At 67.5% G+C, this 25,211-nt stretch carries 31 protein-coding genes; 13 read left to right on the top strand and 18 right to left on the bottom strand.

Annotated elements, in window-relative coordinates:
* Nucleotides 1-13: 13 nt before the first annotated feature.
* Entirely contained in the window at nt 14-1,696 is a 1,683-nt protein-coding gene (locus tag WB461_RS07405) for an ABC-F family ATP-binding cassette domain-containing protein (protein ID WP_423852085.1), read from the bottom strand.
* Between the two features lie 79 nt (nt 1,697-1,775).
* Here WB461_RS07405 and WB461_RS07400 point away from each other — a divergent pair, with 79 nt between their 5' ends.
* Nucleotides 1,776-2,915: an Mrp/NBP35 family ATP-binding protein gene (locus WB461_RS07400; RefSeq protein ID WP_423852084.1), complete on the top strand. Its 1,140-nt coding sequence runs from the start codon at nt 1,776-1,778 to the stop codon at nt 2,913-2,915.
* A 19-nt stretch (nt 2,916-2,934) separates the two neighbouring features.
* Nucleotides 2,935-3,246 carry a sec-independent translocase gene (locus tag WB461_RS07395; protein WP_423852083.1) on the top strand — a complete coding sequence of 104 codons (312 nt, stop codon included), beginning with the start codon at nt 2,935-2,937 and terminating at the stop codon, nt 3,244-3,246.
* 8 nt (nt 3,247-3,254) lie between these two features.
* Here the strand turns inward: WB461_RS07395 and WB461_RS07390 are convergent, their stop codons facing one another.
* Together WB461_RS07390 and sigE are read right to left on the bottom strand one after the other, a co-directional pair.
* Nucleotides 3,255-4,097, bottom strand: a complete 843-nt coding sequence (locus tag WB461_RS07390; RefSeq protein ID WP_423852082.1) for an anti-sigma factor family protein — start codon at nt 4,095-4,097, stop codon at nt 3,255-3,257.
* Nucleotides 4,097-4,663 (bottom strand): RNA polymerase sigma factor SigE, encoded by a 567-nt coding sequence (gene sigE / locus WB461_RS07385; protein ID WP_423852081.1) that lies wholly within the window; start codon nt 4,661-4,663, stop codon nt 4,097-4,099. Before sigE ends, WB461_RS07390 begins: the two co-directional genes overlap by 1 nt.
* Before the next feature lie 138 nt (nt 4,664-4,801).
* On the opposite strand from sigE, the gene WB461_RS07380 reads away from it, so the two are divergent.
* The gene (locus WB461_RS07380) at nt 4,802-5,428 is read left to right on the top strand and encodes an O-methyltransferase (RefSeq protein WP_423852123.1); all 627 of its coding nucleotides are present in this window, start codon (nt 4,802-4,804) and stop codon (nt 5,426-5,428) included.
* A 19-nt stretch (nt 5,429-5,447) separates the two neighbouring features.
* On the opposite strand, the gene WB461_RS07375 is transcribed toward WB461_RS07380, so the two are convergent.
* Nucleotides 5,448-5,810 (bottom strand): hypothetical protein, encoded by a 363-nt coding sequence (locus tag WB461_RS07375; protein ID WP_423852080.1) that lies wholly within the window; start codon nt 5,808-5,810, stop codon nt 5,448-5,450.
* Nucleotides 5,810-5,971: a DUF3117 domain-containing protein gene (locus WB461_RS07370; protein ID WP_082530405.1), complete on the bottom strand. Its 162-nt coding sequence runs from the start codon at nt 5,969-5,971 to the stop codon at nt 5,810-5,812. The genes WB461_RS07375 and WB461_RS07370 overlap by 1 nt, the downstream gene beginning before the upstream one ends.
* A 106-nt stretch (nt 5,972-6,077) precedes the next feature.
* Here WB461_RS07370 and WB461_RS07365 point away from each other — a divergent pair, with 106 nt between their 5' ends.
* Complete coding sequence (locus WB461_RS07365) at nt 6,078-6,878, top strand: enoyl-CoA hydratase-related protein (protein ID WP_423852079.1); 801 nt, start codon at nt 6,078-6,080, stop codon at nt 6,876-6,878.
* A 15-nt stretch (nt 6,879-6,893) separates the two neighbouring features.
* On the opposite strand, the gene WB461_RS07360 is transcribed toward WB461_RS07365, so the two are convergent.
* Nucleotides 6,894-7,403 carry a hypothetical protein gene (locus WB461_RS07360; RefSeq protein WP_423852078.1) on the bottom strand — a complete coding sequence of 170 codons (510 nt, stop codon included), beginning with the start codon at nt 7,401-7,403 and terminating at the stop codon, nt 6,894-6,896.
* 178 nt (nt 7,404-7,581) lie between these two features.
* Nucleotides 7,582-8,148 (bottom strand): DNA-3-methyladenine glycosylase I, encoded by a 567-nt coding sequence (locus WB461_RS07355; protein ID WP_423852077.1) that lies wholly within the window; start codon nt 8,146-8,148, stop codon nt 7,582-7,584.
* A gap of 76 nt (nt 8,149-8,224) precedes the next feature.
* On the opposite strand from WB461_RS07355, the gene folP reads away from it, so the two are divergent.
* The gene (folP, locus tag WB461_RS07350) at nt 8,225-9,037 is read left to right on the top strand and encodes a dihydropteroate synthase (protein ID WP_423852122.1); all 813 of its coding nucleotides are present in this window, start codon (nt 8,225-8,227) and stop codon (nt 9,035-9,037) included.
* Here folP and WB461_RS07345 read toward each other — a convergent pair.
* Genes WB461_RS07345 through WB461_RS07335 form a run of 3 tightly spaced genes read right to left on the bottom strand, consistent with a single transcriptional unit; the run spans nt 9,034 to nt 11,549 of the window.
* Entirely contained in the window at nt 9,034-9,777 is a 744-nt protein-coding gene (locus WB461_RS07345; protein ID WP_423852076.1) for a TIGR00730 family Rossman fold protein, read from the bottom strand. The two genes, folP and WB461_RS07345, sit on opposite strands and share 4 nt — an antisense overlap.
* Entirely contained in the window at nt 9,774-10,835 is a 1,062-nt protein-coding gene (gene dapE / locus WB461_RS07340; protein ID WP_423852075.1) for a succinyl-diaminopimelate desuccinylase, read from the bottom strand. The genes WB461_RS07345 and dapE overlap by 4 nt, the downstream gene beginning before the upstream one ends.
* A 36-nt stretch (nt 10,836-10,871) precedes the next feature.
* Complete coding sequence (locus WB461_RS07335; protein ID WP_423852074.1) at nt 10,872-11,549, bottom strand: VOC family protein; 678 nt, start codon at nt 11,547-11,549, stop codon at nt 10,872-10,874.
* A gap of 189 nt (nt 11,550-11,738) precedes the next feature.
* Here WB461_RS07335 and WB461_RS07330 point away from each other — a divergent pair, with 189 nt between their 5' ends.
* The gene (locus tag WB461_RS07330; RefSeq protein ID WP_423852073.1) at nt 11,739-12,974 is read left to right on the top strand and encodes an NADH:flavin oxidoreductase/NADH oxidase family protein; all 1,236 of its coding nucleotides are present in this window, start codon (nt 11,739-11,741) and stop codon (nt 12,972-12,974) included.
* A gap of 122 nt (nt 12,975-13,096) precedes the next feature.
* Nucleotides 13,097-13,690: a hypothetical protein gene (locus WB461_RS07325; protein ID WP_423852072.1), complete on the top strand. Its 594-nt coding sequence runs from the start codon at nt 13,097-13,099 to the stop codon at nt 13,688-13,690.
* Nucleotides 13,691-13,739: 49 nt separating this feature from the next.
* Here WB461_RS07325 and purE read toward each other — a convergent pair whose 3' ends face one another.
* The 5 genes from purE to WB461_RS07300 are packed head-to-tail and all read right to left on the bottom strand — an operon-like array spanning nt 13,740 to nt 17,696.
* Nucleotides 13,740-14,255 (bottom strand): 5-(carboxyamino)imidazole ribonucleotide mutase, encoded by a 516-nt coding sequence (purE, locus tag WB461_RS07320; RefSeq protein ID WP_423852071.1) that lies wholly within the window; start codon nt 14,253-14,255, stop codon nt 13,740-13,742.
* Nucleotides 14,252-15,376 carry a 5-(carboxyamino)imidazole ribonucleotide synthase gene (locus WB461_RS07315; protein ID WP_423852070.1) on the bottom strand — a complete coding sequence of 375 codons (1,125 nt, stop codon included), beginning with the start codon at nt 15,374-15,376 and terminating at the stop codon, nt 14,252-14,254. Before WB461_RS07315 ends, purE begins: the two co-directional genes overlap by 4 nt.
* Nucleotides 15,377-15,385: 9 nt before the next feature.
* Complete coding sequence (locus WB461_RS07310) at nt 15,386-16,375, bottom strand: adenylate/guanylate cyclase domain-containing protein (RefSeq protein ID WP_423852069.1); 990 nt, start codon at nt 16,373-16,375, stop codon at nt 15,386-15,388.
* Nucleotides 16,362-16,874, bottom strand: coding sequence for a PH domain-containing protein (locus tag WB461_RS07305; protein WP_423852068.1), 513 nt, complete (start codon nt 16,872-16,874; stop codon nt 16,362-16,364). Before WB461_RS07305 ends, WB461_RS07310 begins: the two co-directional genes overlap by 14 nt.
* A gap of 12 nt (nt 16,875-16,886) precedes the next feature.
* Nucleotides 16,887-17,696, bottom strand: coding sequence for a biotin--[acetyl-CoA-carboxylase] ligase (locus tag WB461_RS07300; RefSeq protein ID WP_423852067.1), 810 nt, complete (start codon nt 17,694-17,696; stop codon nt 16,887-16,889).
* A gap of 51 nt (nt 17,697-17,747) precedes the next feature.
* On the opposite strand from WB461_RS07300, the gene WB461_RS07295 reads away from it, so the two are divergent.
* From WB461_RS07295 to WB461_RS07275, 5 genes are read left to right on the top strand one after another with little or no spacing between them, the layout of a single operon-like run.
* Entirely contained in the window at nt 17,748-19,340 is a 1,593-nt protein-coding gene (locus tag WB461_RS07295) for an acyl-CoA carboxylase subunit beta (RefSeq protein ID WP_423852066.1), read from the top strand.
* Nucleotides 19,337-19,597 carry an acyl-CoA carboxylase epsilon subunit gene (locus WB461_RS07290; protein WP_423852065.1) on the top strand — a complete coding sequence of 87 codons (261 nt, stop codon included), beginning with the start codon at nt 19,337-19,339 and terminating at the stop codon, nt 19,595-19,597. The genes WB461_RS07295 and WB461_RS07290 overlap by 4 nt, the downstream gene beginning before the upstream one ends.
* A 2-nt stretch (nt 19,598-19,599) precedes the next feature.
* A complete protein-coding gene (locus WB461_RS07285; RefSeq protein WP_423852064.1) occupies nt 19,600-20,259 on the top strand; it encodes a hypothetical protein in 660 nt (219 codons plus the stop codon).
* On the top strand, nt 20,256-20,849 hold the full coding sequence (locus tag WB461_RS07280) for a Maf family protein (protein WP_423852063.1): 594 nt from the start codon (nt 20,256-20,258) through the stop codon (nt 20,847-20,849). The genes WB461_RS07285 and WB461_RS07280 overlap by 4 nt, the downstream gene beginning before the upstream one ends.
* 44 nt (nt 20,850-20,893) lie before the next feature.
* Complete coding sequence (locus tag WB461_RS07275; RefSeq protein WP_423852062.1) at nt 20,894-21,115, top strand: hypothetical protein; 222 nt, start codon at nt 20,894-20,896, stop codon at nt 21,113-21,115.
* A gap of 19 nt (nt 21,116-21,134) precedes the next feature.
* Here the strand turns inward: WB461_RS07275 and WB461_RS07270 are convergent, their stop codons facing one another.
* Entirely contained in the window at nt 21,135-22,301 is a 1,167-nt protein-coding gene (locus WB461_RS07270) for an acyl-CoA dehydrogenase family protein (protein WP_423852061.1), read from the bottom strand.
* A gap of 144 nt (nt 22,302-22,445) precedes the next feature.
* On the opposite strand from WB461_RS07270, the gene WB461_RS07265 reads away from it, so the two are divergent.
* Nucleotides 22,446-24,206, top strand: a complete 1,761-nt coding sequence (locus tag WB461_RS07265) for an acetyl/propionyl/methylcrotonyl-CoA carboxylase subunit alpha (RefSeq protein WP_423852121.1) — start codon at nt 22,446-22,448, stop codon at nt 24,204-24,206.
* Nucleotides 24,207-24,223: 17 nt separating this feature from the next.
* Here the strand turns inward: WB461_RS07265 and WB461_RS07260 are convergent, their stop codons facing one another.
* Together WB461_RS07260 and WB461_RS07255 are read right to left on the bottom strand one after the other, a co-directional pair.
* Nucleotides 24,224-24,598, bottom strand: a complete 375-nt coding sequence (locus WB461_RS07260) for a hypothetical protein (RefSeq protein ID WP_423852060.1) — start codon at nt 24,596-24,598, stop codon at nt 24,224-24,226.
* Nucleotides 24,599-24,692: 94 nt separating this feature from the next.
* Nucleotides 24,693-25,211 (bottom strand): SpoIID/LytB domain-containing protein (locus WB461_RS07255; protein ID WP_423852059.1); only part of this gene is annotated, 519 nt, incomplete at its 5' end.

The raw sequence follows: 25,211 nt of genomic DNA, 5'->3' as shown, positions 1-25,211 counted from the left end.
CCCGGTGGAGCGGTCAGCGAGCGCGGCGCACGCGGCTCTCGTCCCACACCGGCTCGTCCGACTCGTACACCCGACCGTCCGCCCCGAACACCAGGAATCTGTCGAAGCCGCGGGCGAACCAGCGATCGTGAGTGACCGCGACGACGGTCCCCTCGAACGTCGAGAGGGCCTGCTCGAGCGCCTCGGCCGAATGCAGGTCAAGATTGTCGGTCGGCTCGTCCAGCAGCAACAGGGTGGCGTGGGACAGCTCGAGCAGCAGGATCTGAAAGCGGGCCTGTTGGCCGCCCGACAGCTGCTCGAAGACCTGCTCGCCTGCCTTCGCGAGCCCGTAGCGGTCCAGTGCCTTGGCAGATCCCTCGTGGCCCATCCCCCGGCGGTGCCCATCGCCGTGGTGCAGGATCTCCAGCAGCGTCCGACCCAGCAGGGACGGGTGCTCGTGGGTCTGGGCGAACCAGCCGGGCCGCACGCGGGACCCGAGCCTGGCCTTGCCGGTGTGCTCGACCGGCGGTGGGATCACGTCGCCGACCGGCTCGTGCTCGATCTCGGGTCGGGAACCACCGGCCGCGAGGAGCCGAAGGAAGTGGGACTTGCCCGAGCCGTTGCTACCCAGCACCGCGATTCGCTCGCCGAACCACACCTCCAGGTCAAATGGCTGCATCAATCCGGTCAGCTCGACCTGATCGGCGGTCACCGCACGCTTGGCCGTGCGACCGCCCTCCAGCCGCATCCGCAGGCTCTGGGCGATCGGAACCGCTTCGGGCGGACCCTCCCGCTCGAACCGCTCCAACCTGGTCTGTGCAGCCTGGTAGCGGGCCGCCATGTCGGAGTTGTACGCCGCCTTCTGCCGGTACATCAACACCAACGCCTTGAGCTTGGTCCGCTCCTCGTCCCACCGCAGCCGCCGCTCCTCGAGCTTGGCGTTGCGATCGATCCGCGCCTGCAGGTAGGTCGAGAATCGCCCGGGGTGCACCCACAGCGAGCTTCCGGCCGCGCCCGGCTCCAGCGTTGCGATCCGTCCAGCCACCCGCTCGATCAGCTCACGGTCGTGGCTCACGAACAGCACCGTCTTGGGTGATTCGACGAGCTGCTCCTCGAGCCACCGCTTGGCCGGCACGTCCAGATAGTTGTCCGGCTCGTCCAGCAGCAGCACCTGCTCCGGCCCGCGCAACAACGCCTCCAGCACGAGTCGCTTCTGCTCGCCGCCCGACAACGTCGTGACCGCTCGCCATTGCGCCTGCTGGAACGGCACCCCCAGGGCCGCCATGGTGCACACGTCCCACATCGCCTCGTGCTCGTAGCCGCCCGCGTCACCCCAGTCGACCAGCGCCTGCGCGTACGCCATCTGGTCGGCCTCGTCGTCGCGCTCCATCATCAGCAGCTCGGTGCGGTCGACTTCCGCGGCGGCATGCCGCACGGCGGGCGGCGCGACCGAGACCACCAGGTCGCGGACCGTCGACTCGTCCCGCACCGATCCCACGAACTGGCGCATGACTCCCAGTCCGCCGGAGATGGTGACGGCACCCTCGTGCGGGTCCAGGTCTCCCGTCGCAATCCGGGTCAGTGTCGTCTTCCCACTGCCATTGGGTCCGATCAACGCGACCTTCGTGCCTTCGCCAACGCGAAGGCTGACCTCGTCGAGCAGGGGTCGCCCATCGGACAGCGTGAAGCTGACGGAGTTGAGGTCGAGGTGTCCCACCCGTTCATCCTTCCACCGACCCTGGCGCTTAGGTCACACTCGGGGACGGGCGCGCGGTGCGTCCACGTACGATGGAGGCATGTCTGTGGTCACCGAAGAGCAAGTCCGCGAAGCCCTCAGCACGGTCAACGACCCTGAGATCAAACGGCCGATCACCGAGCTCGGAATGGTGGACGGCGTCACGATCGAAGAAGCGCAGATCACTGTGCGTCTGTTGCTGACCGTGTCCGGATGTCCCCTCAAGGACACCCTGAACCGGGACATCACCGCAGCCGTCGCCACAGTCGCTCCGGCCCACGCCGTCGTCGTCGACATGGGCGTCATGACCGACGAGCAGCGCAAGAGCATGCAGGAGATGCTGCGCGGTGGACGCACCGAGAAGGAGATCCCGTTCGCCCAGGCCGGATCGTTGACCAAGGTCTACGCGATCGCCTCGGGCAAGGGTGGCGTCGGCAAGTCGACCGTCACGGTCAACCTCGCGCTCGCGATGGTCAAGCGCGGCCTCAAGGTCGGCATCATCGACGCCGACATCTACGGTCACTCGATTCCCGACATGCTCGGCGTGGGCGACCTGCGACCCACCCAGGTCGAGGACATGATCATGCCCGTCCCGGTCAAGGGTCTCAAGGTCATCAGCATCGGGATGCTCAAGCCCCGCAAGGACCAGGTCGTCGCGTGGCGCGGACCGATGCTCGACCGTGCCCTCGTGCAGATGTTGAGCGACGTCTACTGGGGCGACCTGGACGCGCTGCTGCTCGACCTCCCGCCGGGTACCGGCGACGTCGCGATCAGCCTCGGTCAGCACCTGCCCAATGCCGAAGTGCTCGTCGTGACGACTCCGCAGCCCGCCGCGGCGGACATCGCTGAACGAGCCGGCACAATGGCCTCGATGATGCATCAACGCGTCGTCGGGGTCATCGAGAACATGTCCTACCTTCAGCTTCCCGGCGGCGACCGGATGGAGATCTTCGGTTCCGGCGGAGCGACCCGCGTCGCCGAGGCACTCAGCGCGCGATTCGGTTACGACGTCCCGATGCTGGGACAGATCCCGCTCGACCAAGAGCTTCGCGAAGGTGGGGACATCGGCAATCCGATCGTCGAAGCCGACCCCGACTCCGAGGCCGCCAAGATCCTGCAAGGAGCAGCCGACCGGCTCAGCGGCCGCTCCCGCGGTCTGGCCGGCATGCAGCTGGGGCTCGCCCCAGCCGGACGGCTGTAGGCAGTCCCACGTGCTTGGCATGGGGCTGCCTGAGATCGGAGTCGTCCTGGTCGTCGCCATGCTCGTCTTCGGTCCTGACCGGCTGCCGGACCTAGCCAAGCAGGCTGCCGGATTCGTGCGGACGCTGCGCCGAATGGCCGACAATGCCAAGGACGACCTCGGTCGCGAGCTCGGCGAGGACCTGTCCGGTCTCAATCTCCGCGATTTGGATCCGCGGGAGATCGTGCGTCGCAACTTCCTCGACGAGGACGACACGACTCCGGCCGCGATCAAGGAGAGCCGCATTCTGCGACCGGGTGAGACGCCGCCGTACGATCCGGAGTCCACGTAGCTCGTCCGTCAGGCCACGCCTACCCACGTGGTCATCCGGTCGAGACCACCGCGGATCCTCTCCGTCGTCGACTGGTCATAGGTCCCGCTGGGCAGCTTCGCGATCGCCCGGGCGACTCGCTCGACGTCAGCATCGGTGACGATCGTGTACACGACACCGTCATCGTCCCAGGTCACCAGCATCGGTACCCCGTCGCGAACGAACACGTCGGAGCCGCTGATCCGGGTCGGCGCGAAGCCCTTGATGCTGTCGGGATCCAGCGAGCCGTTCTGCTCGAACAGATTGAGCCTGACGGTGCCGTTGGTATAGCTCAGGGCGACGATCTCACGATGGTCTGCCAACGAGCCAGAGGTGCGGTGCAGATCGCCGGCGAGGGTCACGTGGCACGGCCACCCCGAGCCATCCAGCTCCTCCATCGACGTTCGGGACAAGATGTTGCCCGCCTGCACGGTCGCCGGTCCGGAGAAGTCGGCCAGGTAGCGATGGAAGGGCGGGGCGACCTCGTCGCCAATCCGTTGCTCGAGGCCACCGACCGCATATGCCGTACCAACCATCGCAGCAGATGCACTCACCAGGACCACACAGGCCCGGAACGGCGCCGAGTGCCGGATCCGCTCCCACCGGCGGTCGCGGGGCGGTGGAGCGGTCGCCAATCCGGACAGTGAGGCCAGCAGCGCCTGAGGCGGCTCAGGGCTGGCGACCGTCGACATTCGCGACTTGAGCAGGCGCTGCTGGCGCACAGCGCTGGCACAGCTGTCGCAGCCCTGCAGGTGCGACATCGCATCGCGCGTCGCGGACTCGGACAGCTGTCCGTCAACGAAGCCGGCAACATCGGCACCCAGATGAGCCATCAGATCCCGACCGGTCCCACGAATCGAGTACGTCCCTGCCGGGGAGCGCGGTGCGCGAGCGCCTCCCGCAGCTGGGTGCGGCCGCGATGGATCCGGGAGCGGACCGTGCCGAGCTTGATGCCAAGGACGTCGGAGATCTCCTCATAGGACAATCCTTCGATGTCGCACAGCACCACCGCGACACGGAACTCGTCAGACAGCGAGGCCAGCGCGAGCTCGATGTCGGGATCGAAGTTGGCATCGTGCACCGCCGACTCGGGCAGGAGCTCCGAGCTCAGCAGCTTTTCCTCGGCGCCCTCGTGGAAACCATCCATCCGCAGGCGCGACTTCCGACGGACCCGGTCCAGGAACAGGTTGGTGGTGATCCGGTGCAGCCAGCCCTGGAAGTTTCCGGGCTGGTAGCTGTCCAGCGAGCGGAAGACGCGGATGAACACGTCCTGGGTCAAGTCCTCGGCGTCCTGACGATTGCCAGTCAGGCGGTACGCGAGCCGGTAGACCCGGGCAGAGTGCTCCGCCACGATGTTGTCCCAGCTGAGCATTGCCGTGTCCACGTCCTCTACCTTCATGACTGAATCGTTGCCCGCGTACCTGAGAGAACGCACTGAATCACCTGACTGTTCCCCAGATTCGTCAGCGGAGCCTCCCGAGTTCCCGGCTCGTCCACCGATAGGATTTGCTCCACCACCCCAATCGAGGAGCCGACCATCACCACCGCAGCCAGCCTGGCGTACGCCGAGGACTTCCTGAGCGAGGACGAGTATCTCGCTGCTGCGAGGCAGCGCGCCGACGAGGTCGGTGTCGTGCCGGTCAGTCCCGGAGCGGGTGCTGCGCTGTCGTTCCTCGCCTCGGCCGTACAGGCCAAGGCGGTCGCCGAGATCGGCACCGGCACCGGCGTCTCGGGCCTGTGGCTCCTGCGCGGCATGCAGCCCGACGGTGTGCTGACGTCGGTCGATCTGGAGGCCGAGCACCAGCGACTCGCCCGCGAGACATTCACCGAGGCCGGCTACGTGCCGCAGCGCTTCCGCCTCATCGCCGGATCAGGTCTCGACGTCATGCCGCGGCTGACCGACGCGGGCTACGACGTGGTGTTCCTCGACGCCGACAAGGTTGAGTACGGCGAATACCTGGAGCAGTCGCTCCGTCTCGTGCGACCCGGCGGGATCATCGTCTTCGACAACGTCCTGTGGCACGACCGGGTGGCCGATCCTGCCCAGCGCGACCCGGAGACCGTCGCGATCCGCGAAGTCGCGCAGCGCGTCAAGAACGACGAGCGCCTGCGCAGCGTGCTGCTGCCGGTGGGCGACGGCCTGCTGGCCGCTCAGCTGCTCTGATCGGCGTCACCGCACCGATTCAGTCCTCAAGGTCCTTTTCGTGCTCGAAGTTGGACGATGAGCGGAAGCCCGCTGGTCCGCGAACCACTGCCACGATCTCGCATGCCTCGATCGTGATCGGCGCACTACCGATGATCTTCGAGCCAGCCGAACTTGCGGCGACCTCCTCGAAGTCGGCCTGGAACGCCGCCCGCGCCTCGTCCGAGACGAAGACGTAGCTGCCCTCAAACCACTCGTGCTTGCGGACGCGCCACGACTTGAACCGCAGGCCGTCGAGGCCCGCAAACTTCGCGAAGGACTCCTCCTCCACGTACGCCCGCAACTTCTTGAGGGTCCCCTTCGGGCTGTCGACCAACGACCAGCGAACGGTCAGGCCGTACATCAGACCGCTTTGAGCTGGTCGCCCAACGTCGCCGCTTCCTCGTTGTTCAGCTCGACAACAAGTCGTCCGCCGCCCTCGAGCGGAACGCGCATCACGATGCAGCGTCCCTCCTTGGTGACCTCCATCGGGCCGTCTCCGGTCCGTGGCTTCATGGCCGCCATCGCTACCCCTCTCGATCTGTTGCTCCCACCGATCCGGTTGGGAGCGCGCACCCTATTATCGCCTATGGCCCGAGCGCGTCCGACCGCAGTCCCCACTGGAGGCACCATGAGCGATCCCAGCACAGCACCCGTCACGTACGAGGTGGCCGACGGCATCGGCACGGTGACATTCAACCGGCCAGATGGTATGAACAGCCTGACCCTGTCGACGAAGGTCGCGCTCCGGGATGCCCTGCACGCTGCGGCGGCCGACAGCGAGGTGCGCTGCGTCGTCCTGACCGGTGCTGGACGGGCGTTCTGCGTGGGCCAGGACCTCAAGGAGCACGTCGCCGAGCTGACCGGAGACTCGCACTCGCTGGGTGACACCGTGGCGGAGCACTACAACCCGGCCGTGACGGCGATCGCCACGATGCCCAAGCCGGTGATTGCCGCCGTCAACGGCATCGCGGCCGGTGCTGGTGCCTCGCTCGCCTTCGCGGCGGACTTTCGCATCCTGCGTCGCTCGGCCGGGTTCAACCTCGCCTTTGCCGGCATCGCGCTGTCCTGCGACACCGGCGCATCGTGGACCCTCCCTCGCCTGGTCGGGCACGGAAAGGCCACCGAGCTGTTGATGCAGCCGCGGACGATTCCCGCCGACGAGGCGTACACGCTCGGTCTGGCGACCGCGGTGGTCGACGACGAGGCCTTCAACGGCGAGGTCGCCGCGTTGGCCCGGTCGCTGGCCGATGGCCCCACTCTCGCGCTCGCCTCGATCAAGCGCGCACTCGCCTTTTCTGCGACGCACGACCTGCCGTCCTCCTTGGAGCACGAGGGACAGAAGATGGGGATCACCGGGGCGTCGGCCGACCACCTCGCCGCCGTGCAGGCCTTCCTGGCCAAGGAGAAGCCGAGCTTCACCGGCCGCTAGGCGGGTAGAGCTGACTCAGGCGAGCTTGCGATCCTGGAGGCGGGCTGCCTGGTCAGCGGACTCCTGCCAGGCCAGGACCTCTGCACGGGCCAGCAGCTCCGCGCTCTCGCTCGCCGCCAGTGCATCGCTGGCGTGACGAAGATCGAGCCGCGCCGACTCCAGGTCGGTCTGCGCGGATTCGACGTCGGCCTGCAGCGCCGCGCTGCGCGCACGCTCCTGCGACATCCGTTCGCGCGCACGGGCCAGCTCGATCTCGGCGGTGACCAGCGAGTCGCGAAGGGTGGCGAGCTGAGCGTCGCGCAACCGCAGGGACGAGCCCATCCGTTCGGCGAACTCGATGTGCTCGCGAGACCGCGCGACGGACAGCTGCCGATTGTCCTGGACCATGCCGGTCCGCTCGAGCGACCAGGCACGACGTCGTGCGACGAGCTCTGCCGACAGCAACCGGGCTGCGCCCAGTCCTGCCAAGGTGGACCAGATCGTCCCGGTGACCAGCACTGGCACTGTCGAGACGATGATGCTCACCACAGCCGCCAGCCCTGCCGAGATCAGCAGACCTGAGGCTCCTACCACCCTGCGGGACCGGGGCGTTCTCCGAGTTGATGCCATGCCCCGGAGCGTAGACGCACCACGCTCTGATTCGTCGGAGCCACGCCTGACCGAGCGGGGTCCGGTGTGACACATGAGGTTGAATCGCGACGACTCAGCTGGCGTCGCGGGCCAGACAGTCGGCGAGGTGATCGTTGACCATCCCAGTGGCCTGCATCAGGGCGTAGGCCGTGGTCGGCCCGACAAACCGGAACCCTCGCCGCTTCAGCGCCGCGGCCATCGCGATCGACTCCGGGGTCGTCGCCGGGACATCGGCGGGCGTCAACGGTGCCGGGGCGGGCGGGGGCGCGAACGACCAGACCAGATCGCTGAACGACTCGTCAAGCGCCTGCAGCGTGCGCGCGTTGCTGATCGTGGCCTCGATCTTGAGCCGGTTGCGCACGATGCCGACGTCATCGAGCAGGCGAGCCACCTCGGTCTCACCGAAGCCCGCCACCGCGGCCGGATCGAAACCCGCGAACGCCTCACGGAAACGGTCCCGCTTGCGCAGGATGATCGCCCAGGAGAGGCCGGACTGGAACGCCTCGAGTGACATGCGCTCGAACAGCTCACGGTCTCCACGCAGCTCGCGGCCCCACTCGGTGTCGTGGTAGTCGGTCATGGCTGGATCGTGGCCCCACGGGCATCGCACGAGGCGATCGTGATCAGTCGTTACGCTCACGGGTGTGACTCTGCCACCTGCTCCGGACACCGTGCGTCTGGGCACGCGCGCGTTCTTGCCCACCGATCTGGCGCTGATGGCGATCATCAACCGCACACCGGACTCGTTCTACGACAGCGGCGCGACCTTCGACCTCGCTCCGGCGCTCGATCGACTGGCCAAGGCCGTGCGGGACGGCGCCGACATCGTCGACATCGGTGGCGTACGAGCCGGCTACGGCCCCGAGGTCGACGCCGCCGAGGAGCTCCGCCGCACCGCCGATCTCGTCGCGGAGGCGAGGTCGGGGTACCCCGACCTCGTGATCAGCGTCGACACCTGGCGCAGCGAGGTAGCCGACGAGCTGTGCCGGCTCGGGGCAGACCTGGTCAACGACACCTGGTCAGGCCACGACCCCGAGCTCGCCGCGGTCGCGGCACAGCACGGGGCGGGCCTGGTGTGCAGTCACACCGGCGGCATCGGCCCGCGCACCGATCCACACCGCTCGGCCTACGACGACGTGGTCGGCGCCGTGATCGCGACCGTCACGGCGCTCGCTGAGCGTGCAGTCGACGCCGGGGTGCGCAGGGACGGCATCTTGATCGACCCGACGCACGACTTCGGCAAGAACACTCGGCAGAGCCTGGAGCTGACCCGCCGGCTCGACGAGCTTGTCGCGACCGGATGGCCCGTGCTCGTCGCGCTGTCCAACAAGGATTTCGTCGGCGAGACGCTTGACCTGGACAAGGACCACCGCCTCCCCGGAACGCTGGCCGCCACGGCGATCTCGGCGTGGCAGGGGGCCCGCGTGTTCCGTGCTCACAACGTGGCCGAGACTCGGCAGGTGCTCGACCTCGTCGCGTCCGTCCGCGGCGATCGGCCGCCCGCTGTGAGCCGGCGGGGGCTCGCCTAGGCGTCCTTGGCCACGAACCAGGCGACCGCCTCGTCGACGTCGTCGGTCAGGTGCAACATGTCCAGGTCCTTCTGACCGATCTTGCCGTCGACCAGCATCGTGGTGCGCAGCCAGTCGATCAGGCCACCCCAGTACTCGGTGCCGAACAGGACGATGGGAAATGAGGTGATCTTCTGGGTCTGCGCGAGGGTCAGAGCCTCGAACAACTCGTCCATCGTGCCGAAGCCGCCCGGGAGCACGACGTAACCCTGGGCGTACTTGACGAACATCGTCTTGCGGACGAAGAAGTAGCGGAAGTTGATGCCCAGGTCCACCCACTCGTTCATGCCTTGTTCGTGCGGGAGCTCGATGCCCAGGCCCACCGACACTCCGCCGCACTCGCTCGCGCCCCGATTGGCCGCCTCCATCGCCCCAGGCCCGCCTCCGGTGATGACCGCGTATCCCTCGCGGCAGATCTTCTCGGCGATCTGCCGGGCCGCTTCATACATCGGGTCGTCGGGCTTGGTGCGAGCCGAGCCGAAGATGCTCACCGCCGGTCCCAGCTCGGCCAGGCCACCGAAGCCCTCCACGAACTCTGACTGGATGCGCAGCACCCGCCACGGATCGGTGTGCACCCAGTCGGTGGCACCGCGGGAGTCGAGCAGGCGCTGGTCGGTCGTGCTGTCGGGTCGCTGCGACCGCTTAAGTCGGACCGGACCCTTGTGATGCAGGTCAGGACGGGGCGCTTCGGGGTTGCTCATGCGGTCAGCCATTTCGTGAGTCGGTCGTGCACCCGGTGCAGGTGCTCGACGGGAACGTGCTCGTCGGCCTTGTGGGCGAACAGCGGGTCACCGGGGCCGTAGTTGACCGCGGGGACGCCGAGGACGGTGAACTGCGCGACATCGGTCCAACCGAACTTCGGATGCACCTCTGCACCGACCGCCTCGACGAAGGCCGCTGCGGCAGGATGCCCGAGCCCGGGGAGGGCACCGGGTGCCGAGTCTGTGACGGTGAGTCCGAAGCCTTCGAAGGTCTCCTGCAGATGCTGGTGCGCCTGCTCCTCCGACCGGTCGGGGGCGAAGCGGAAGTTGACCGTCACGATGGCCTCGTCCGGTACGACGTTGCCCGAGACGCCACCGGTGATCCCCACAGCACTGAGTCCCTCGCGGTACGTGAGCCCGTCGATCTCGACCTCGCGCGGAACGTAGGCGTTGAGGGCGTCCAGCACCGGCGCCAGCGCGTGGATCGCATTGCTGCCCATCCAGGAGCGAGCCGAGTGGGCCCGTTCCCCCGCGGTCCGGATGTCGACCCTCATGGTGCCCTGACAGCCGGCCTCGACACCGGCGTTCGAGGGCTCCATGAGGATTGCGAAGTCACCGGCCAGCAGCTCGGGGCGCTCGCGCGCGAGCCGACCCAGGCCGTTGAACTTCGCGGCGATCTCCTCGGCGTCGTAGAAGACGTACGTCACGTCGCGTACCGGTGCGGAGACCGAGGCAGCGAGCAGAAGCGCGATCGCCACCCCGCCCTTCATGTCACAGGTGCCCAGTCCGTGGAGGGTGTCTCCCACGAGCCGGGACGGCAGGTTGCCATTCGCGGGCACAGTGTCAAGGTGCCCCGCGATCACGACTCGTTCGGAACGGCCCAGTGACGTGCGGGCGACGATCGTGTGGCCATCTCGGACCACCTCGAGATGCGGAAGGGCAAGCAGGGCGGTCTCGACGGCGTCGGCGATGACCTGCTCCTGCAGGCTCTCCGAAGGAATGTCGACGAGCGCGGCGGCGAGGGTGACGGGATCGGCGGTCAGGTCGAGTACGGGCACAGGTTCATTCCACCACGCGCGCCGGTGGCGGTGGCGTCACGCTGTGGGGAAGACGCAGAACTCGTTGCCTTCGGGATCGGTCATGACAGTCCAGCGCAACGGCTCGCCCACGACGTCCACGATCGTTGCGCCCGCGTCGACCAGGTCGTCGACCGTCGAACCGTCGAGCAGCCTGACGTCCCAGTGGATGCGGTTCTTGACGATCTTGGGCTCGGGCACCGGCACGAAGTCGAACCCCTCGAAGGTCGACCCGGGGATGCCTTCGACGGAGGAGTATCCGTCGTCGTGGTGCGTCAGCGTGCCGCCGATGATTTCGGCCCACCATTCGGCGATCGACGACTGGTCGCGCGAGTCGATCGCGATGGCCTTCAAGCACCTCGCAGGGGGCTCGTCGTAGGTGAACACGCAGAATTCACCACCCTCGGGATCGCTGAACGTGGTCCATGCGAACTCGCCGTCGCCAGTGAGCTGCTCCAGACCGGCAAACGGTTCCAGCGAGTCGGCGCGGACGTCGACGTGCACGCGCTGCTTGACGACCTTGGGCTCCGGCACGAGGTTGATCCAGATCTCCTCCCCTGGCCCCGACCCCCGGAGGTATCCGTCACCGTCCTGGAGAGTCTCGGACTCGTAGCCCAGCGTGCGAGCCCAGAAGCCCTGTACCGCGGACACGTCGGCAGCATCGATGCACAACGCCTTATAGGTCACCAGAGGCATGCCGTCACGCTAGTGCCGTGCTTGGACGAGCGCGAGGGGATCTGTGCGTGCTCTCGCCACAACTGCGGGCCGGGCATCTGACCCGAGAGTCCGCGACGAGCTCAGCAGTCGCTGAGCGCGACTGGCGCAGCACCCCGTAGGCTGGATCAATCCAGATACCGATGGAATCTCAAATCTCGAGGACTCCGCATGCCGTTGCTCAACACGCCGCTCACCCTCCCATGCGGACAAGTGCTGCCCAACCGATTCATGAAGTCGGCGCTCAGCGAAGCGCTTGGCGATCGCGACCACGCGCCCACCCGCGAGCTGGACCAGCTCTACACCACGTGGGCCGATGGCGGTTACGGGCTGATCGTCACCGGCAACGTCATGATCGACCGGCAGCAGCTCGGCGAGGCCGGGAACGTGGCCATCGAGGACGATCGCCACCTCGAAGCACTCACCCGGTGGGCGAGCTCGACCGGCAAGGCCGGCGTGCCGATCTGGATGCAGATCAACCACCCCGGCCGCCAGTCGAACCCGTTCGGACGCACGCAGCCGGTTGCCCCGAGCCCCATCGCCCTCAAAGTCCCCGGCGCGAAGATGCCGGCTGAGCTCACTGCGGAGCAGATCGAGGAGATCATCCAGCGCTTCGCCACCACCGCCGCGGTGGCCGAGCGAGCCGGATTCGACGGCGTGCAGATCCATGGCGCCCACGGCTACCTGGTCGCCCAGTTCCTGTCCCCGTTGTCCAACCAGCGCGAGGATGACTGGGGGGGAACGCCCGAGAAGCGCATGCGGTTCGTGGTCGAGGTGCTGCGCCGCATCCGATCGACGGTCGCCCCGACTTTCGCTGTCGGCATCAAGCTCAACTCGGCGGACTTCCAACGCGGCGGATTCAGCCAGACGGAGTCGCGTGACGTCGTGGTGCGCCTGGCGGCCGAAGGTATCGACATGATCGAGATCAGCGGTGGATCCTACGAGGCGCCGGCGATGATGGGCGCCCGTGCCTCGACAGTCGCGCGCGAGGCCTACTTCCTCGAGTACGCCGCCACGGTGCGCGAGGTGGCGCCTGACGTGCCATTGGCGGTCACGGGCGGATTTCGCTCCCGCGTGGCCATGGAGTCGGCGCTTCAATCAGGAGACTGCAACATGATCGGCCTCGGGCGACCGGCTGCCACGACACCCGATGCGCCGGCGCAGATCCTCGACGAGGTCGTCGACACGCTCGATTCACACCGACGCCAGCTCACCGGCGCCGCACTGATCGGCAAGGTCGCGGACACCAAGGCGCTGGACGGGCTCATCGACCTGCAGTGGCACACCGATCAGCTGCATCGCGTCGGAGCCGGCAAGAAGCCCGACCTGGATCGTCCGTCCTGGAAGACCACCGTCTCGATGCTGCGCCGCAACGGCTCGGACATTCTCCGGCGCAAACGCTCCTGAGTCGACCGGCACCGAAGACGGTTCGGTCCTTGTCACTGAGCTCGGACCGACCTGACGCGACATGAGTCCGCTCGCGGATGACGCTCCACATCTGTTTTCGTGGCATCGGACACACTGGGACCATGATCGACACGTTCACCGGCCACATAGCCGGTCTCGGCACAGCCTCCGGTGTGCGAATCGTGGTCGGGGTGTGGAACCAGAGCCGGTTCGGATCCTTCGCAGACGTCATGGTCGAGGACGCCGTCGGGCACCGGACCCTGCTGGCCCCCCGTCAGGAGGTCGCGGACTTCGTCGCCTCGACCTACACCTTCGACGAGGTGCGGATCGAGCCCGTCTCGGTCGAGCCTGGTGCCGAGTGGTCGGTGCACACGCGCTCGCTCCAGCTGCGGTTCACCCCCGGGGGCCGACTGTGGGTCGGTCCACTCCTCGGCATGGTGCCTGCACCGCTGCGACGATCTGCCACCTGGGCCAAGGTCTGCAACCCGATCGCCGGCCGGCTGATGCCGGGCGTTCAGACCTACGGAACCGCCGGTGGCGGGCGGACCGAGTGGTACGCCGCGCGCGACGTGCACCGGCTCGCCGCGGCACGAGCGACCTGGGAGGGCGAGGAGCTGGGCGCGCTCGCACCAGTCATGCCGCCCGTACGCTTCGGATTCGCGTCCGCGCCGGCAGAACCCACCCTCACCGAGCTGACGTCCTACGTGCGGGGATAGGTCGTTCGTTCGTCGCCACGGTCACCACGCGCGATGCGACCGGACGCGGCTAGCGGAAGCCGGCGCTGCCTGCGGGATTTCGGATCTTCTCGCCCTTGGCCCGGGCCGAGTCGGCGAGAGCGGTCTGGAACGAGAGCATCCTCTGGGTGAGGTCGGCATCGCCCGCGGCCAGGATGCGTACCGCCAGGAGCCCGGCATTGCGGGCGTTGCCGATCGAGACCGTCGCAACCGGGACACCCGCGGGCATCTGCACGATCGACAACAGGGAGTCCATGCCGTCGAGGTGCTTGAGCGCGACCGGCACACCGATGACCGCCAACGGTGTGACCGCCGCCAGCATGCCCGGCAGGTGCGCCGCTCCCCCGGCTCCGGCGATGATGACCTCGATGCCGCGACCGTGGGCCTCGCGACCGTAGGCCAGCATCTCGTCGGGCATTCGGTGCGCCGAGACGACATCTGCCTCGAAGGGGATGCTGAACTCGGCAAGCGCCGTCGCGGCCGCCTCCATGGTCGGCCAGTCGGAGTCCGACCCCATGACGATCCCTACGCGAGCCTGGTCAGTCATGAGGTCACTCCATCTGTGAAGAGGTGCGCTGCGTGGCGTGCCCGGAAGAGCGCGTCGTCGAGATCTGGTCCGTACGCCGTCACGTGGCCAACCTTGCGCCCGGCCTTGACCGCCTTGCCGTAGAGGTGGACCCTGACGTCCGGCACCGCGGCGAGCGCGACAGCTCGTTGCGCGTCGAGGTCGTCGACCGCCCCGCCGAGGATGTTGACCATGACCGCCCAGGGCGAACGTGCGCCGGCCGGTCCCAGCGGCAGGTCGAGCACGGCCCGTAGGTGGTTCTCGAACTGGCTCGTGTGAGCGCCGTCGATGGTCCAGTGACCCGTGTTGTGCGGCCGCATCGCGAGCTCGTTGACCAGCAGGCGACCGTCGGTCGTCTCGAACAGCTCCACCGCCAGGATGCCCGTGACGCCAAGCTCGGTCGCGATGCGCTCGGCCATGGCGCGTGCCTGCGCGTCGAGGGCCGGGTCGAGGTCCGGTGCGGGCGCGATGACCTCGGCGCAGACGCCGTCGGCCTGGCGGGACTCGACGACTGGATAGGCGACCACCTGGCCCGAGGGCGAGCGAGCAACCAGCGCTGACAGCTCGCGTCGAAAGTCGACGAGCTCCTCGGCCAGCAGACCACGGCCCGAATCGAATGCCGCATCGGCGTCAGCCATCGCGCGAACGACCCAGACACCCTTGCCGTCGTAGCCGCCGCGGGTGGTCTTGACGACTGCCGGCAAGCCGAATTCCTCGAGGTCTGCGCGCGAGGCGATCACGGCACTGCGTGGGCAGGGGACGCCCAGACCGCTGAGTCGGCTCCTCATGTCGCTCTTGTCCTGGGCATACAGCAGCGCATCAGGCCCGGGGCGGCAGGCATGCCCCTCGGCCTCGAGGGTGCGCAGGTGCTCGGGGGGAACGTGCTCGTGGTCGAACGTGACGACCGGGGTCGCGGCGACGACGGTACGCAAGGTGTCTAGGTCGGTGTAGTCGCCCACGACGTGATCCACGATGACCTGTGCCGCAGACACGTCAGGGGCCTCAGCGAGGAGCCTGAGATGGATGCCGAGACCGACAGCGGCCTGCTGCATCATGCGAGCCAGCTGGCCTCCGCCAATGACCGCGAGCTGGGGTGGGGGCACGGCGCCAGCCTATCGGGAGCGGAAGACGCGGCGTTCGCTCACCGTGATCGGTGAGACGACGCCGAACCCGCGGAGCGGTCTGGGCGGCAGGGCACGGGTGTCGAACTCGTCGTCAAGCGAAGCGGCGGTGGCCTCGTCGATCAGCACCCGATTGCTCCGTGCGACATGCGAGAGCCGCGCGGCCAGGTTGACCGGCGGGCCGAAAACATCGCCCAGGCGGCTGATCGCCGAGCCCGTCGCCAACCCCACACAGATGTCCGGCATGTCATCGCGCGAAGCGATCTGTCTGACCAGGTCGAGCGCTGTGCGCGTGCCCTCCTGCGCCTCGGCCGTCACGAAGAGAACCGCATCACCCATGGTCTTGATGACCCGACCGCCGTGCGCCGTGACGATGTCCGTGCACCGCGTCTCGAAGTTCTCGACCAACATTCCCAGGGTGGAGTCGTCGAGCTCGTTGGACAAGGTGGTGAAGCGGGACAGATCGGCGAATCCCACGGTCATCACCGTGGACAGCAGCTCTTCGTCGGCCGCGCCGAGGGCCTCGACCCGGGCGGCTGCGGCGGCCAGGTGACGACGCCAGGCGTAGATCATCAGCTCCTCCAGGCCTGGCGCGACGCCGGTGGCCAGGCCGACGGCGGCCTCCAGACGACTGCCGGACTTGCCGCCCCCCACATCGTGCTCGACCTGATCGACCAGCGTCGAGACCTGCCAGTCGGCGAGCCGCGACATCGTGGTGCCGAGCGCACGCGTCATCCGGAACACGGTCTGCTCGTCGAGGAGCCCGGACTCGATCGATGCGGCCACCGCGGCGACTGCTTCGACGTCCGGGGCGCCGTAGGCGACGGCGTCACCGGTGTCGGGGAAGCCCAGAGCCCGCCACAGTCGTTTGCCGTCCTCGAGGCTCAGCCCGCCCTTGTCCGCCACCTCGGTGCTCGTGAGGTTCAGCTCGCCGCCGAGGATCAGCCGGGCGAGATCATCACGGAGCTCAGATCGATTCATCACTCGGCGTGTTGTCGTGCTTCTCGAAGACGAGGTTGGACACCGTTCGGTGGAACGCCTCGATATGCGGAATGTCCCGGAGCTGCAGGCCAGCCTGCTCGCTGGCATCGTGGATGATCAACGTGCCGCAGCCGAGGATCCGGTCGTTGAGGTTCTTCTCGAAGGCGACGTCGTTGATGCGGTTGAGCGGGATGACCCGACCCGAGCGGGTCAGCAGCCCCTTCTGCTCGACGATGCGCTTGTTGGTCAAGGTGTAGGTCCAGGTGAGCCACTTGAGGAATGGCAGCACCGAGCCCCACAGGATCAGGATCGCCATGCCGGCGATGACGATCCACCGCGGGATCCCACTGCCTGAGTCGCTCACCTGATGGATCAAGAAGCCTCCCGCACCCGCCACGACGAGCAGGATCAGGAACGGGATCGTCAGCACCTTCAGGTGCGTGCGGGTGTTGGCAACGGTCTGTTCGCCATCGATCATCAGCTTGCGAGGAAGACTCATGTGCTGATTTTCTCACGTCATGGGTCGCACGTGGGTGATATCGCCCGCGCTGATCGCCGTACCGTCGACCAGCAAACGGCCCAGATCGTCGATCCCGGTGGCTTGACCCTCCAGTGAGCCCCCGTCGGGCAGACTCACCCGGACCCGCGTGCCCAGCGTGACGCATCGCCTGGCGTACGACTCCCGGATGCCCGCGGCAGGGTCGCCACCCGTCGCCGACCAGGCCCGATAGAGCGCCTCGAGATTGCGTAGGAAGACCCGTAGCACCACCGTCCGGTCCGTCTCACTGGCGCCCTCCAGCGCCAACGAGGTCGCGCTCTGGACCGGCAGCTCGTCACGTCGCAGCGACACGTTGAGGCCCAGGCCGACGATCGCAGCGGCCCCAGTGGGGGTGTTGACGCGTTCCAGCAGGATCCCGGCGAGCTTGCGGCCATCGACCTCGACGTCGTTGGGCCACTTGAGGCCAGAGACCACCCCGCACTCGCGCGCCGTCGCGTCGACCGCGAGACCGACCAGCAGAGGGAGCCACACCCACCGCGCCGTCGGCACGCCCTCTGGGCGCAGCAGCACCGACACGATCACCCCCGACCCCACCGGCGACTCCCATACCCGGTCGAGTCGGCCACGACCGGCGGTCTGCAGGTCCGTCGTGTGGATGACCCCCTCCGGGGCCCCGGCTCGTGCAGCATCGGCGACGTCAGCATTGGTGCTACCCGTCGTCGCCGACACGACGATGTCGGTCCAGAACCGGCCCGTTCCGACCAGGGCCGCGCGCAGGACGGAGGCGTCGAGCGGCGGTCGGTCCAGGTCACGGTAGGCCATGAGAACAGCCTCACATACCGGTCCCGAACTTCGATCGTTACGCTGGCCCCCGTGACCGAACACGAGATCGAAGCCCACCCCGAGCTCCACACGACCGCCGGCAAGCTGGCCGACTTCCAGCGTCGGCACACCGAAGCCACGGTCGACATGGCCGAGCGCGCTGCCGAGAAGCAGCACGCCAAGGGCCGCCAGAGCGCCCGCGAGCGGATCGAGCAACTGCTCGACGAGGGCTCGTTCGTCGAGCTCGACGCCTTGGCGCGTCACCGCAGCACGGCGTTCGGTCTGGACAAGAGTCGGCCGCTGGGCGACGGGGTGATCACCGGTTACGGCACGATCGACGGCCGGCAGGTGTGCGTCTTCAGCCAGGACTTCTCAATCTTCGGCGGGAGCCTCGGACAGGTCTACGGGGAGAAGATCGTCAAGGTCATGGAACTGGCGATCAAGTCCGGCTGCCCGATCATCGGAATCAACGAGGGCGCCGGGGCCCGTATCCAGGAGGGCGTCGTTTCGCTGGGCCTCTACGGCGAGATCTTCACCCGCAACGTCCACGCCTCGGGCGTCATCCCGCAGATCTCGCTGATCATGGGCACCAACGCAGGCGGACACGTCTACTCCCCCGCCATCACCGATTTCGTCGTGATGGTCGACAAGACCTCGAACATGTTCATCACCGGCCCGGACATCATCAAGACCGTGACCGGCGAGGACGTCTCGATGGAGGACCTGGGTGGAGCGCGCACGCACAACACCAAGTCCGGCAACGCGCACTACATGGGCGCTGACGAGGAAGACGCCCTCGAGTACGTCAAGGCGCTGATCTCGTACCTGCCGCAGAACAACATGGAGGAGCCCGAGCCGTACGACGAGGTCGCCGATCTCGAGCCCACCGAGACCGATCTGGCGCTGGACACCCTGATCCCGGACTCGGCCAACCAGCCCTACGACATGCACACCGTGATCGAGTCGGTCGTCGACGACGGTGACTTCCTCGAGGTCATGCCCCTGTTCGCACCCAACATCCTGATCGGCTACGGCCGGGTCGAGGGCCGCAGCGTGGGCATCGTGGCCAACCAGCCCATGCAGCTGGCCGGCTGCCTGGACATCGACGCCTCGGAGAAGGCCGCTCGTTTCGTTCGCACCTGCGACGCATTCAACATCCCGGTGCTGACCCTGGTCGACGTGCCCGGGTTCCTGCCCGGCACAGGACAAGAGTGGGACGGCATCATTCGTCGCGGCGCCAAGCTGATCTATGCCTATGCCGAGGCCACCGTCCCGCTCGTCACGGTGATCACTCGCAAGGCCTACGGCGGCGCGTACGACGTGATGGGGTCCAAGCACCTCGGTGCCGACATCAACATTGCCTGGCCGTCGGCCCAGATCGCCGTCGTCGGCGCATCGGGTGCGGTCGGCATCCTGTACCGCAAGGAGATCGCCGCCTCCGACGATCCGGATGCGACCCGCGCCGAGCTGATGACCGCGTACGAGGACGAGCTCTGCAACCCGTACCTCGCGGCCGAGCGAGGGTACATCGACGCAGTCATCGAGCCCAGCCAGACCCGCGCCGAAGTCGTCAAGGCGCTGCGTCTGCTCAAGACCAAGCGGGAGACACTGCCGCCCAAGAAGCACGGGAACATCCCGCTGTGACCCCCGAGCCGGCAGAAGGCGCCGAGAGCCCTCCGACCGAGCACCAGCCGATCCTGCGAGTCGTCAAGGGTGACCTGACTGCCGAGGAGCTCGCGGCACTCGTCGCCGTGGTCGCCGCCCGCAACGCTGCAGCAGCCCACGCAGCCGCTCGGACCAGGCCCGCCGCTCGCTCGCAGTGGGGCCACCCCACCCGTCAGGCTCGCCTCCCGCACCGATTCGGCCCCGACCTATGGCGCCGATCGGCGTTCGGCGGCTGACGATGCCGCTGACGCCGCTGGCCGACCATTCCGCTGCCGACTGGTTCGCCAGCGACCTTGCTCCCCGTGCACTGCGCACCATCTTGGGCCCGTCGGGGTTCGAGGCCTACGCCCGCGTGCTCCACGCGGAGCAGAGCCCCGGCGACGCTGAGCGCGACGAGGGGCATCTCCGGAATGACCTGCTCCAGGCGCTGTGCTCCGTGCTGGGCCGACACACGACCACCCCCGCAGCGTGCTACTTCGGCCTGTGGGAGGGCTACGGCGACATCCACGGCGGCGACGCGGTCGGCTTCCTGACCAGCTTCTCCGGACCGCCACGGTGGCCCGGAAGGATCTTCACCAAGGAGAAGCCACCGCCACCGGTGCCACCGGCGTTCCCGCCGTACGTCATGGACGGGCCGCTGCTGGGTGAGCAGTTCCTCTTCGCCGGCCGACTGGACCAGGCCGGCCAGTGGGGCGCCGCGTCCTACGGCCAGGGGGTGCCGCGCGACATCAACAGCCCGAACCTGATGTGGCCGGACGATCACGCCTGGTTCGTGACCACCAACATCGACAGCACCTGGACCGGTGTCGCCGGATCCGCCGCGCTGGTCGCCGAGCTGCTGGCAGAGCCACGGCTCGAGGTCGTGCGTGCTCGGTATGACGAGGCGGGGCTGCGATGAGGATCATTCTGGCGTCCGCCTCGCCTGCACGTCTCGCGACGCTGCAAGCCGGCGGCATCGATCCCGAGGTCATCGTCTCGGGGGTCAACGAGGATCGCATCACCTCACCCGACGCGGCCAATCTCGCGGCCGCGCTCGCCCAGCTCAAGTGCCGCACCGTTGCAGACCAGATCGACGGCGACGCACTGGTGATCGGTTGCGACTCCGTCCTGGCCTTCGAGGGTGAGACGTTCGGCAAGCCAGCCGGACCAGTGGAGGCTGCCGGGCGGTGGCGTCGCATGCGTGGCCGCAGCGGGGTGCTTCACAGCGGGCACTGCGTCCGTCGCGGCCAGCAGGAATTCGTCGAGACGGCCTCGACGATCGTGCACTTCGCCGACATCAGCGACGAAGAGATCGATGCGTACGTCGCGACCGGCGAGCCGCTCGCGGTCGCCGGCGCCTTCACGATCGACGGGCTGGGTGGCGCATTCATCAGCGGAATCGAGGGCGATCACCACAACGTCGTGGGCCTCTCGCTGCCCTTGCTCCGCGACCTCGTGGGTGACCTGGGAATCGCGTGGACCGACCTCTGGCGGACGACCGAACGCTGACTTCGTTAGTCTCGGGCGCGAAATAGTGGGACACTGGACAGACGATGGCAACCTCACCGCGGCGACGCCGCTACCACCCGTCCAGTCCGTTCCAGGCGAAGCCGGAAATCGCAGCCGAAGTGTACGAAGTGGGCGCCCGCGTCTCCCACGACACCTTCGGTCTCGGTCGAATCGTGAGCCTGCAGGGCACCATGTCGGCCCAGGTCGACTTCGGTGACGAGGTCAAGCACATCCCGCTGCCCTGCGCCAAGATGACCAACCTCTAGGTCTTCGTGCAGCTGGCCGCTACTCGACCGGCAGACCCAGCCCCCGTGCGATGAGCATGCGCTGCACCTCGGAGGTGCCCTCGCCGATCTCGAGGATCTTGGCGTCGCGGTAGAAGCGTGCAACTGGGTACTCCTCCATGAATCCGTAGCCGCCGAAGACCTGGGTCGCGATGCGCGTTGCGGTGACGGCGGCCTCCGACGTGTACAGCTTGGCGATGGACGCGGCCTGCTTGAACTCCTTGGACGTCGCTCCACCGTCCTTCATGGCTGCAGCCTGGTACGTGAGGGCACGACCGGCCTGGGCCATGACGGCGAGATCGGCGATCTGGAACGCGACGCCCTGCTTGGTCCCGATCGGCACCCCGAAGGTCGTCCGGTCCCCCGCGTAGTCCACGCACAGGTCGAGGCACGCCTGGATGCAGCCGACCGCCAGCGCGGCGATCGCGACCCGTCCGTCGTCGAGCGTGGCAAGGAACTGCGCGTAGCCGCGGCCGCGCTCACCGAGGAGGTGGTTGGCCGGGACCCGTGCGTCCGTGAACGACAGCGGGTGGGTGTCCGAGATGTGCCAACCGAGCTTGTCGTACGGCGCTTCCGCGACGAAACCGGGAGTCCCGGCCGGAATCACGATCGCCGAGATCTCCGGGCTGCCGTTCTCGCGGGTACCGGTACGTGCTGTGACCGTCACCAGCGAGGTGATCTCGCTGCCGGAATTGGTGATGAACTGCTTCGATCCGTTGACGACCCAGTCCTCACCGTCGAGGACAGCCTTGGTCTTGGTGGCGCTGGCATCGGAGCCCGCACCCGGCTCGGTCAGGCCGAAGCCGGCGACCCTGCGACCGGCGACGAGCTCTGGCAGCCACTGCTCCTTCTGCTCCTGGGTGCCGTACTCAAGGATTGGCGTGATGCCCAGGCCCACGCCCGCCTCGAGGGTGACCCCGATCGATTGGTCAACCCGGCCAAGCTCCTCGATCGCGACGCACAGGCTGGTGAAGTCACCGTCGGCTCCGCCGAACTCTTCCGGTGCGGTGAGTCCGAACAGGCCCAGATCGCCCATCTTGTGCACGACGTCGACGGGGAAGTGATGGTCCCTGTCCCACTGCCCCACGTGGGGAGCGACCTCGGCTTCGGCGAACTCACGCACGCTGCGGCGGAAGGTCTCGTGCTCACTGGAGAGGGCGAAAGTCATGGGTCGATGTTAACAACCGTTAACCAACCCGCACAATCGATCGGTGGCGTCAACCAACCTCGTACTCCTTGGCAAATCCCCAGGCCCTAGACTGCGGCAGGCAGAAGTGTCCTGAACAAGGAGAGCAATCCAGTGAGCAAGCCCCTGGCCAAGGTCCTGATCGCCAACCGCGGTGAGATCGCGGTGCGCATCGTCCGTGCATGCAAGGATTCCGGGATCGGCAGCGTCGCCGTCTATGCCGAGCCCGACCGGGATGCCGTGTTCGTCCGGCTCGCCGACGAGGCTTACTCCCTGGAGGGCTCCACGCCCGCGGAGTCCTACCTGTCGATCGAGAAGATTCTCGCGGTCGCCGAGAAGTCCGGCGCCGACAGCGTGCACCCCGGCTATGGCTTTCTCGCCGAGAACGCCGAGTTCGCGCAGGCCGTCATCGACGCCGGACTGATCTGGATCGGTCCGCCGCCGAGCGCGATCGACAACCTCGGTGACAAGGTCAAGGCCCGTCACATCGCACAGCGCGTAGGAGCACCGCTGGTCCCTGGTACCAAGGATCCCGTTGCCGACGCATCCGAGGTGCGCACGTTCGCCGAGGAGCACGGCGTCCCGATCGCGATCAAGGCCGCTTTCGGCGGTGGCGGTCGTGGCCTCAAGATCGCCTACACGCTCGATGAGGTCGAGGAAAAATTCGAGTCCGCCGTTCGTGAGGCCGTCAGTGCCTTCGGCCGCGGTGAGTGCTTCGTCGAGCGCTTCGTCGACAAGCCGCGTCACGTCGAGACCCAGTGCCTGGCGGACTCCCACGGCAACGTCGTGGTCGTCTCGACCCGCGACTGCTCATTGCAGCGTCGCCACCAGAAGCTGGTCGAAGAAGCGCCCGCGCCGTTCCTGACCGACGAGCAGGTCGAGATCCTGTACTCCTCGTCCAAGGCCATCCTCAAGGAAGCCGGCTATGTCGGTGCCGGCACGTGCGAGTTCCTGGTGGGCGTCGACGGGATCATCAGCTTCCTCGAGGTCAACACCCGACTGCAGGTCGAGCACCCGGTCTCCGAGGAGGTCACCGGCATCGACCTGGTCCGCGAGATGTTCCGCATCGCCGCCGGTGAAGAGCTCGGCTACGACGACCCCGAGATCCGTGGACACTCGATGGAGTTCCGCATCAACGCCGAAGACGGCGGCCGTGGCTTCCTGCCTGCCCCCGGCACGCTGACCACCTGGGCTCCCCCGTCGGGTCCCGGCGTCCGCCTGGACGGCGGCTACGAGCAGGGTGAGACGATCCCCGGATCGTTCGACTCCCTGGTCGCCAAGCTCGTCATCAGCGGAACCAGCCGCGAACAGGTTCTCGCCCGATCGCGACGGGCCCTCGACGAGTTCGTCGTCGACGGCATGCCGACCGTCATCCCCTTCCACCGTTCGGTCGTGGACGATCCGGCCTTCACCGCCGACGACGGCAGCTTCGGGGTCTACACGACCTGGATCGAGACCGACTACGTCAACGAGCTCGAGCCGTACGCCGGCTCCTCCGAGACCGACGAGCCAGACGAGCGTGAGCGCGTCGTCGTCGAGGTCGGCGGCAAGCGGGTCGAAGTGGTCCTGCCCGGTGGCCTGGGTGCGTCGGCCGCGCCGAGTACGACCAAGAAGGCCAAGCGCAAGGCCGGCAAGTCCGCCGGCGCTGCTGCCAGTGGCGACTCGCTCACCGCACCCATGCAGGGCACGGTCGTCAAGGTCACCGTCACCGAGGGTCAGACCGTCGCCGCGGGTGACCAGATCGTGGTCGTCGAGGCCATGAAGATGGAGCAGCCCATCAACGCGCACAAGGCCGGCGTCATCACCGGCCTCAGTGCCGAGGTCGGTGCGACCGTCACGTCCGGCGAGGTCATCACCGAGATCAAGGACTCCGAGCCCTCCGAGTGAGGCAGGGCGGTCAGCGACTACCGGTGGTGCGCCGGCGGTGAGCTGTCGACCTCGCCGTACGCGACGCCGGCCGCCCACACGATCACGATGACACCGATCCAGGTGCCGACGCCCTCGATCGAGAAACCGGTCGTCGGCACCACGAGATCTGTCAGCAGCAGACCCAGCGCGGTCAGCACGAGTGCGCCCACGATCGTGTAGCCGCGAGCGAATCGGTTGACCGTGCTGACCACGATCCCCCGCAGGGTGACCGTCAGAGCGGTGAACAGGACGACCGCGAGGACGAACCACCCGAACCGAATGTTGAACCGATCGAATATCCAGGCCGCGAACGCCAGCGAAGCGGCGTTGGCCACGGCCGAGATCACCACCGACTTCACAAGTGCAGGCATGGTCTGAGTATCCCAGATCCGCCTGGTGTTCAGCACACCACTCGGGGCGTCCGAGTCGACTCGAACAGCATCGGCTGACGCCGCGGGTTGGCGCCTAGAAACGGAACCAGTTCGACTTGAGGCCGAACGACCAACGGGCGTCGTTGCCCGAGATCGTCACGGTCCGGCTCGATCCCACCAGACTCATCGTGTCGACCCGCCCGCCCCAGTCGCCGAATCCGTTCCGCTTGAGGATCTCAAGCCGCTTCAGGGTGCCGATCGCGGGATACGCCTTCTCGATCGTGGCGGCGGTGACCGACTTGGTCCACGCGTGGTTCCCATTCCCGGACCAGCCGTCATACGGATCGTTGACGGCCTTGAGGTACGGCTGGCTGCCGGGCGCCGTGTAGCCACCCGAGGACGACGAGAACTGGGTGAACGCAGGTGAGCCGCCGTAGGTGAGGATCTTGCCGGCGGTCGCCCTGATCGCGGTGTCCGTGGCGGAGGTCTCGCGGGGCACGCCGCCGTAGACCTGGCACGAGGTGGTGCTGCAGATGTCGTAGTAGCGCGAACTGGTGATCGACCGCACGCCATAGGTCCGCGCAGCCACGGACTGAGCCTTGAGCGCTTCGGG

Origin of the sequence: Aeromicrobium sp. (genome assembly GCF_049587115.1) — a bacterium.
Taxonomy (GTDB): Bacteria; Actinomycetota; Actinomycetes; order Propionibacteriales; family Nocardioidaceae; genus Aeromicrobium.
The sequence above is the reverse complement of the archived record's forward strand: the minus strand, read 5'-3'. Positions and strand labels throughout refer to the sequence as shown.